Genomic DNA, 8,412 nt, shown 5'->3' on the forward strand with positions numbered 1-8,412 from the left:
TCGCGGACTGGAACGACCACCCCAGACCGCTGGTCTGGACAGAGACCGCCGAAGAGATCCGAGACTCCCTCACCCGCTTCTGCCGACGGATCTCCGGCGCAGGACACTAGAAGGTGTAGCGGGTGTGGCTGAACACCTGACCGTCGTGCCCGAAGCCGTACGCTGTGCCGGGAGCCACCGCAAACAGCAGATCGTTGCCCTGGCGGATGCTGTCGCCGAAGCCCCAGAAGGTCCCCTCCGGCGAGGTGATGTGGTCCCCGTACTGCGCCTCGAACGCGGCGATGACCTCGTTCTGCCGCGCCGGATCCGTCACCTGCTCCGCCGTGCCCTCGATCACGAAGTCAATGCCTTCGGAGAGTGAGTTGTGCCCTGTGGTGAGTGCGCAGTGGGCGTTGCCGGCCAGGTTCTTCGCCTTCTGCTCGCCCGGCCCGGTGCTGAAGTGCAGCGCACCGTCGTGCCAGGCGGCGATCAGTGGCGTGACGTGCAGCCGGCCGTCCGGGCGGACCGTGGTGATCCAGAAGACCTCGGCGGCCCGCAGGTGGCGCTCGGCCTCGGCCCAGTCGGTAGCGGTGACGTTCTCCGCGCCCGGGCGTGGGCTGAGCGCGGAGCTGTAGCGGGCGTCGAGCTCGGTCTTGGGCTGCCTCGGCGTCATGCGGAACTCCTTTTCCTCTTCGTGCAACAAAGGCTACGCAGCCCGGCCCGGCGGCGCTCAGGACTGGCTTCTGGCAGAGAGCAATGAGCACGAGGAACAGCACAGGAAGGACCTTCCGCTCGCGCAATCCAACTGCCGGCAGGAAGCCGTGCCGACCCGCCCCGGCGCCCGCGATCTCCAGGCCTACCGGCTGAACCGGTGGGAGCAGCTGACCAGCGGCGGTCCGGTGAACAGCACGCTGCCGTTCGGCGGAACGCGCCGAACGCGGACAGGGCAACCACGGCGAGGCGCACCTGTGCCGTCATGCCGTGGATGCCCGGCTCACACCTGCTGGACGTCGGCTGCGGCACCGGACGGGTCCTGATCGAGCTCGCCCGGCCCGGCTACGACGGGGTTGGCGTGGACCATGACGCTTCCCCGCTGACCGTGGCATGCCGAAGCGCGCCACGGCTGACCTGGCCGCAGGCCGATCTCGCCGACTTCGACCCAGCCACCACGGGCGTCGGATCGGGGTTCGGGGCCTCGTCGTCGCGGCAGACAACATCTCCCGCTCATCGCCCCGGGAACGGAGAGCGCCGTCGCCGCCGCGCTGGCCCGGGCCCCGCGCTCTGGCGGCTTGCTCATCGCCGTCTTCGGCCCGTCTCGGAGCATCTTCCGGCGCCCCCAGTCTCACGTCTGTCGGCGGAGTGCGACGACCACCGCACCACGGCCGGTCTCACGCTCACCGACCGCTATACCACTTGGACGACGCCGACCCCTGCGAGGGCGGCGACGCGGTCAGCGTCCATCGCAGCTGATTCCCTCCCGCGGTCCCGCCCGAGGCGTCACTCCTCGCGCAGGCTCGTCGCCAGTGCGCACGGCAGGCCGTGGTGTCGTGGAGGTAGTGGAAGTCCTCTTCCCCCAGAGGGCCCCGGAACCGGGGCCGGGCGAGCACTTTTCGGCCGCGCTCCACAGGTCGGCGGAAGCGGCGCTCTTCCTTCAGCTGCAGTCGTCGTACGGGTTCGGGGCCGCCCTCCTGGCGGAAGCGGTCCAGCGTCTCCGAGACCAGTTCGTCGGGGAGGCCACCGAGCCCGCCTGAGGGGCGTCCCGCCACAGCCCGCGCACAGTCTCCGGGCGATCCGCCGCCGCACCGGCAGCGGATCCCACGGCGACGGGTTCACGAACTGCTGCAGGGCCTGCATGTCGCCGTCCGGCAGCCGCGACACCATCGGCCGGACCGACTTCCGCCGGCCGTCCAGCATCAGGCCCCGCAGACAGCACGCACCCCACCGCCGCCGGCCCCGCCGCGGCAACGACCCGAACACATCGGCAACGAACTCCGCCAACTCACCCCGGAGCCGTTTCACTTCCCCCGCCTTCACTCTGGGAAGCTGCCCACCGCCAGCCGATATCACTCAACGTAACGAAGCGCTCCCAGTTGACTGGCGAGTGGCTGGGCGGCGGATTCACGGCCCGCCGGCCGGGCGGGTCAGATGCCCATGGAAGCCATTTCGATGGGTGAGCGGTAGTTCGCCGCGGCGGTGACCACGCAGGCGCGGTACGTCCGGTCGCTCTTCACGGCCAGGAAGTAGTCGCGAAGGTTCTTCCAATAGTTGACCAGATAGCCGACTCCGGGCACGAAGCCGGCCGGGCGCGGCACGAGGGCGAACGCCTCGCTGCACTTGAGGATCTCGCCCGTGGCCGTGGACAGTACGTTGGCCACCTCGGCGTTCATGTTCCAGCCGGCCGCCAGCCCGGGTGTCCAGATGGCGCCGGCGACGGCCCTCAGCTGCTCCTGCTCGTCGGGTGTGGGGTCGCTCATCGTGATCGACTGCGCGGTCACCGGTGTGCCGGCCGGCGGACCGCCAGTGGCTGCCGCGGCCGGTCCCGCCATGGCCGTCGCGACCAGCATTGCCGTAAGCGCGACGGCCAGCCTGGTGCCTTTGCCTCTTCTGTGTCCGCTGCCTGTGGTCACCGTGTGCCCCTCCCGTGCATGACTGCCTTCGACCGCCCGAAGGTGACATGGCGCGGATACGGCGGTCAACGGCGACAATCACGCCACACACCCTTACGATCCGGTCGGCGTTCCGCACGTCGAATGAGGTACGGGCCGGCGCAGAGGACGCGGTCGGGGATGATCCGGGATCAGTGAGGTGCTCGCCGTTCAGACGGAACGAGCGCAACGGTGGCGTGGGGATCGGCGGAAGGTCGTGCTCGACGGATGTGCGCAGGAGCCGCCGGTGGCTCATCGGAAGATCGCAGCGCTCTTCGGTGTCTCGCTGCGTACAGCGCAGGACATCGAGGCCGGCAACACGGGGTCGGGGAAGAATTGGCCGCGGACGGCTGGGGATGCCGATGCGGGGTGGGAACCGCCCTGCACGGTCGGGCAAGGCGCGGCGGATGCCACGACAGTGGGCGCTTGTGGGACGCCGGGACCGCCCTGCGCCGTCTGCCGCGCCTGGGCAACGGTGGCCGGGCCAGTGAGAACCGCTCCCATGGCCAAGGCCAGGACGGCTATGAAGCCGGTGCCGTGCGGTGCGCGTCCGCGCGCCCCGCTCCCTGTCGCAGCTCTTCTTGACGGCAATCGCCTGTCCATCTGTGTGTCCCTGCGTCGCGTGGCCGACAATCTCCACGACTGGCGGACTCCGTGCCCCGTCGACGCCGGGCAGGTGCGTTCCCGAATACCCGGCGGATGCCCTCCCCAGGAAGATGTCGGATCCACGATCCGCACGGAATCGGGCACACCCCGCCATCGTGTACCGGAGCATGCCTGTGGTCGGGACCATCTGGAACTGTCCGAGCACTGCCGCAGGGGCGTACGCACAACCGCAGGGTGCACATCCGGCGCGCGAACGTCTACGTTCCGGCATGCCCCTCAGCATCGCCGGTCTGGCCGGTTTCACCGGTTCACCCGGTACCGCGGGGTGTGTAGCGTCATGACGCACGGTGGGCTCTGGCCGACCGCATTCATGTCCCTGGGCTGATCCTCCGCTGCGACGTGCGGTGGCGGACCGAAAGGCGCAAACCTGCCCGACAGCGAAGATCACCGATCATGAGGAGCACCATCATGTCCTGGATCACTACCGGCCTTCGTGCGTTCAGCGGTGAAATGCGCGCACGCTGGCACGGATACTTCGTCGGATACGGGCAGCAGGACTGACGCGAAGCGCTGCGTTACAGGAGGACGACAATGGCGTGGGTCACGAAATGTGTTCAGGTACTCATGGGTGAGATGCGCGCTCGCCACGACGCGTACGGCGACAGGTACGGACGCAAAGCGTAGACATCCCGCCGCACGGGAAGGGGTGCGCGGCCGGAGCCGCGCGTCCCTTCCCTCTCTATTGCGGAGGACTTCGTGTTCCTGGACAGGCACAGCCTTTGGCGTCATCTTCGAAGGTGGGAGAGCCTGGCAGCGGACGCCGACGGCCCGTTCAGGCTCCGCTTCGGGACCCTGTTCGTCGCCGAGCGGAAGCGGCCCGGGAGGTGCTGGTCGATTCGGCTGACAAGTACGCGCCGCAGTCCGGGTTCTTCCGCCTGGGACCGACGCCTCTGCCCCGGACGTTGCGAGCCGAGGCATCACACGGACTACTCAAGATCCTGGCCTGCCACGATCTTCGCTCGTCGTTCGACATCGACTCCGCCCTCCGCGAGGCAGGTGACAGGCGCGGCCGCCTGCGGCACCAGCGCTGGGGAGTCCACGTAGTACGGCGGTATTTCGCACCAGTGATAGCACACCAGCGGCACAGCGAAATCAACTCGCTCGTCGACGCCTACCTGACCTCGAGCATCGTCGCCGACGACATCGTCGGGCACGCGGTGAGGCGAGCCCACCGCTCCGTACCCGCCACGCGGGCCGGAATCACCGAGCAGCTGGCACGGCTGCCCGCACAGCGCGCCGACGACCAGGACCTCGTCGACATGGTGATGCGCCTGCCCGGGCAACTCTCCCTCGCGGATCGCGCGCAGCTGCTGCAACGCCTCGTCCTCGCCACCGTGGGCTTCACCGGCGTGACCCTCGAATGGGTGGTGCTGCTCGGCGTACAGCACGGGTACAACGATCCAGCCTTACGACTGGAACACGTCCGTTCGCTGGTCAAAGAGGCGTTGCGCCTCTATCCGACGGCATGGCGGCTGGCCAGGGTGGCCGCCACTGATCACGAGATAGCCGGCGTTCCGGTGCGGGCAGGCGAGCACATCCTGATCGGCACCCACGCGCTCCACCGGTCGGCGACCGTGTGGGACCAGCCACTGGACTTCCGTCCCACGCGTTGGGAGAAACCGACCCGCGATCAGAAGCGGTCCTACCTTCCCTTCGGGAAGGGAGCGGAGATGTGCCCGGCGAACGGATTCGCGGTCCAGGCTCTCGAGCACCTCAGCTACCTCGCCCTTCGTGACTACCAAGGGACCGTACGGTTCAGGAGCCGAAAGCCTCATGCCCGCACGCTCTTGGCTCCACCGGCGGGCTGGACCCGCCTCACCAGAAGGGCACAGGCGGATCGGCGGGACTGAGTCGAAGGGCTCCCGAGGGACCACTCGGTGACCGTCAAAAGAGCTTCCCGGAAGGCATCCCCCCATCCGATGCACACGTCCTGACCTCCGCGCTTCACCTGCGATGGCGTCGGCCCCCGAGCGGAAGCGTGAAAGTGCTTTGTGAGCAGGAGTGATGAACGCCCCGGGATCTCGCCCGCACCATGGGCCACCGTCTGTGTGTCGCAGTTCCCGCTCGGCCTGACAGATCCGCAGGCGGCGAAACCGGTCGGGTGCCGCGTCGATTTCGAGGGTGCCCTGGCCATGGAGCGGTATGGTCCCGGCTTCCGTCACAGCGCGCCGGCCGACTTCCGCGCGAGCCTCGGCCGGGACGATCACGCCGTCCGCCTCCTCGGTCTGGCGCTCGCGCGCCTCAAGGAGGCCGGACTCGTGCGCGCCGCACAACGCACTGGCTCCCCCCGCTTCCTGGCCGCGGTGCGCGACCTGACCCGGCTGAACTGGTCACTGAGGTCGTCCGTGCCGTGTCGGAAGAAGTGACCAACACCGCTTCACCGCACCCGACGACCTCGACCGCAGCTCCGCGGCGATTTACCAAGAAGCCAGCTCAGGCCCCGTTTCATCGACGGTTGTCGTATCGTCACAGGACCGGCCATCATCCCGCCGAGCCCACCTTGAAAACCTCACTAGTGCCGCATCAGGCAACGTTTGCCCTGTTCAGGGTCAAGGTGAATTTCAGTTGCGGGACGACCTGTCCATGACCATGATGTTGATCATGGCTGGATATATCGATATTCCTACCCGGTTGGGCGAAAGTGCTCTCTCTGATGGACGGTTGCTTGGCTGGGCCGAGTGGGGGCCGTTGGACGGAGTGCCCGTTCTGTTGTGTCCAGGCGCGGCTACGAGCCGGTGGCTCGGATTCGGCGCAGGCGTTGTTGAAGCACTCGGAGTGCGGCTTGTCTCTGTGGATCGTCCGGGTCTTGGTGTCTCGACGCCCGCTCCTGGGCGGACCTTCTCTGACTTCGCTGGAGATATGCGTCAACTCTGTGTGCAGCGGGGGCTGGGGCAACCTGTTGTGGTCGGGAATTCGCAAGGTGCACCATTTGCTCTTGCCTGCGCTGCGGAGGGGGCCGCTTCGGCACTGGCTGTCGTCTCCGGTGCGGACGAGGTCGCCAGGCCGGAGTTCGCTTCAGTTCTGAACGCGGACCTGCGTGGTCTCGTCGAGCGGATTGAGTGCGATCCGGCTGGCGCCGAGGAGTTTTTCACCGGCTTCACTGCGGATGCGATGTGGGACATGGTCATGGCCGGGAGCCCGGGGTGCGACCTGGCCGTGTACCAGGATCCTGATTTCGCGGCTGGTTACCGCAGGGCCTTGAACGAGGCATTTGCTCAAGGTGCTGCTGGTTACGCTCGCGACACGGTCCTGGCAATGGGGCGGTGGCCGTTCGCCCTCGACGCGATCACCGTCCCGGTCGACATCTGGTACGGCGAGCGGGACACCAGCCACTCGCCCGACAACGGAGCACTGCTCGCTGCCCGTGTGCCCGGTGCTCGTCACCATGTAGTGTCGGAGACTGGCGGCGCCCTCCTGTGGACACATGCCGAGCCGATTCTCACGTTGCTCCTTGGGAAGGCCATCGCCGACGGGTAGACGATCGGTTTATGGCCGTACTGAGGCGTGCGCGTGCCGGGCAACGATCTCCGTCAAGCTGTGCGCGTGGCTGAACATGTGCGCGTCCGCGAGATCGATGACGATGAAGGGCAGCGCCTGCTGCAAATCATCCGCAGGGGCACGGGATCGGTGGTGACCTGGCGACGCGCGCAGATGGTGCTGCTGTCCGCGCAGGGCATGAGCGTGGCGAAGATCGCCGAGGTCACGTTCACCAGCGCCGACCGGGTCCGCGACGTGATCCACAACTTCAACGCCGACGGCTTCGACTCCCTGTATCCGAAGTACAAGGGCGGGCGGCCGAAGACCTTCACACTGCCCGAGCGGTGCGAGATCAAGAAGGTCGCGAAGTCCAAGCCGGCCGAGCACGGCCTGCCGTTCTCGACCTGGAGCCTGACCAAGCTGGCCGACTTTCTGGTTGCCGAGGGGGTGGTCGACGACATCAGCCACGAGGGCCTGCGCATCCTGCTCCGCCAGGAGGGCGTCTCCTTTCAACGCATAAAGACCTGGAAGACCTCCCGCGATCCGGACTACGCCATCAAGAAGGCCCGAGTGGAGCACTTGTACGCGATCGCCGACGGCGAGGTCGTCCCCGAGGACGGCGAGCCGGACGCGGTGTTCTGCCTGGACGAGTTCGGACCACTGAACCTGCAGCCGCACCCGGGACGGCAGTGGGCCGAACGCGGCGGCAGGCATAAAGACCCCGATCGCGAGCCCAGGCCAAGGCGGCGGGCGACCTACACCCGCCCGCACGGGGTGCGCCACCTGTTCGCCGCCTACGACCTGGGCAAGGACAAGCTCTACGGCCACATCAAGAAGACCAAGAACCGGTCGAAGTTCCTGGAGTTCTGCCGCTACCTGCGCACCCTCTACCCGCCGACAGTCCGCCTGGCGATCGTGTGTGACAACTACTCCCCGCACCTGACCACCAAGCGGTGCCGCCGGGTGGCGGACTGGGCAGAGGCGAACAACGTCGAGATCGCCTACACCCCGACCAACTCCTCGTGGCTGAACCGCATCGAGGCCCAGTTCACGGCACTGCGTTACTTCACCCTCGATGGCACCGACCACGCCAGCCACAAGGAGCAGGGCAGCGTGATCCGCCGCTACATCATCTGGCGAAACCGCCACGCCGACGACCAACGCCTACGTGCCGTGGTCGCCAGGGCGAACGTTGCCTGATGCGGCACTAGTTCGGCAGCAGCTCAGCGGTCCGGCGGAGCCCGGGGGGTACTCGATGCGTTTCAACTCGCAGACGGCTTCCGGGTGTGTGCCACGACGGAGCACACGCGTCCGCCGTCGCCCCCTGGTTCGCCAAGAGGTCGCCTGACGACCTGTTTCCGCAGATGTAGCGGCTGTGCCGACCTTGGCGGTCAGCACCGCGAGAAGCGGCTCACCACCGGGGCGAAGAAGAGCCGGCACCCTTCGCCAGCCACCATGACGCGGATGTTGCGTGATCACGACGAGCCGTTCGAGGGATACGCAGACAGGCCATCAGCGGAGCGCGTCACCCGCTTCACGCTGACCAGCACGACGCCAAAGAGACAGAACCTAGAAGACTGATGAAGATCTTGGGTTCTGGCCCCGCCGCGTCTGCGGTGGGGCCAGACTCGTGTGGTGGTTCAAG

6 protein-coding genes and 2 pseudogenes are annotated in these 8,412 nt (G+C 67.4%); 5 read left to right on the forward strand and 3 right to left on the reverse strand.

Annotated features, from left to right (window positions below):
- Nucleotides 1-106: 106 nt before the first annotated feature.
- Nucleotides 107-652: a pyridoxamine 5'-phosphate oxidase family protein gene (locus ACP4IX_RS11060; RefSeq protein ID WP_426523427.1), complete on the reverse strand. Its 546-nt coding sequence runs from the start codon at nucleotides 650-652 to the stop codon at nucleotides 107-109.
- 312 nt (nucleotides 653-964) lie between these two features.
- Between ACP4IX_RS11060 and ACP4IX_RS11065 the strand changes: the two are divergent.
- Nucleotides 965-1,081, forward strand: a pseudogene (locus ACP4IX_RS11065) (class I SAM-dependent methyltransferase); the annotation flags it as partial.
- 659 nt (nucleotides 1,082-1,740) lie between these two features.
- Here the strand turns inward: ACP4IX_RS11065 and ACP4IX_RS11070 are convergent.
- Both ACP4IX_RS11070 and ACP4IX_RS11075 read right to left on the reverse strand, forming a co-directional pair.
- Nucleotides 1,741-2,013, reverse strand: a pseudogene (locus tag ACP4IX_RS11070) (transposase); the annotation flags it as partial.
- A 107-nt stretch (nucleotides 2,014-2,120) separates the two neighbouring features.
- Nucleotides 2,121-2,543, reverse strand: a complete 423-nt coding sequence (locus ACP4IX_RS11075) for a hypothetical protein (protein ID WP_426523425.1) — start codon at nucleotides 2,541-2,543, stop codon at nucleotides 2,121-2,123.
- 1,811 nt (nucleotides 2,544-4,354) lie between these two features.
- On the opposite strand from ACP4IX_RS11075, the gene ACP4IX_RS11080 reads away from it, so the two are divergent.
- The 4 genes from ACP4IX_RS11080 to ACP4IX_RS11095 all read left to right on the forward strand — a co-directional run bounded on the left by ACP4IX_RS11080 (nucleotide 4,355) and on the right by ACP4IX_RS11095 (nucleotide 7,967).
- On the forward strand, nucleotides 4,355-5,140 hold the full coding sequence (locus ACP4IX_RS11080; RefSeq protein WP_426527024.1) for a cytochrome P450: 786 nt from the start codon (nucleotides 4,355-4,357) through the stop codon (nucleotides 5,138-5,140).
- Nucleotides 5,141-5,422: 282 nt separating this feature from the next.
- Complete coding sequence (locus tag ACP4IX_RS11085; protein WP_426555395.1) at nucleotides 5,423-5,656, forward strand: hypothetical protein; 234 nt, start codon at nucleotides 5,423-5,425, stop codon at nucleotides 5,654-5,656.
- Between the two features lie 235 nt (nucleotides 5,657-5,891).
- Nucleotides 5,892-6,767 (forward strand): alpha/beta fold hydrolase, encoded by an 876-nt coding sequence (locus tag ACP4IX_RS11090; RefSeq protein WP_426555403.1) that lies wholly within the window; start codon nucleotides 5,892-5,894, stop codon nucleotides 6,765-6,767.
- A 66-nt stretch (nucleotides 6,768-6,833) separates the two neighbouring features.
- Nucleotides 6,834-7,967, forward strand: a complete 1,134-nt coding sequence (locus ACP4IX_RS11095) for an IS630 family transposase (RefSeq protein ID WP_426555396.1) — start codon at nucleotides 6,834-6,836, stop codon at nucleotides 7,965-7,967.
- Nucleotides 7,968-8,412: the final 445 nt, after the last annotated feature.

Origin of the sequence: Streptomyces sp. WG5, assembly GCF_049974565.1 — a bacterium.
GTDB lineage: Bacteria > Actinomycetota > Actinomycetes > Streptomycetales > Streptomycetaceae > Streptomyces.

What these genes read in the sequence shown, in the direction of transcription:
- ACP4IX_RS11090 (WP_426555403.1), top strand. Translation starts at nt 5,892, where the DNA reads ATGGCTGGATATATCGATATTCCTACCCGGTTGGGCGAAAGTGCTCTC.
- ACP4IX_RS11060 (WP_426523427.1), bottom strand. Translation starts at nt 652, where the DNA reads ATGACGCCGAGGCAGCCCAAGACCGAGCTCGACGCCCGCTACAGCTCC.
- ACP4IX_RS11075 (WP_426523425.1), bottom strand. Translation starts at nt 2,543, where the DNA reads ATGCTGGTCGCGACGGCCATGGCGGGACCGGCCGCGGCAGCCACTGGC.
- ACP4IX_RS11085 (WP_426555395.1), top strand. Translation starts at nt 5,423, where the DNA reads ATGGAGCGGTATGGTCCCGGCTTCCGTCACAGCGCGCCGGCCGACTTC.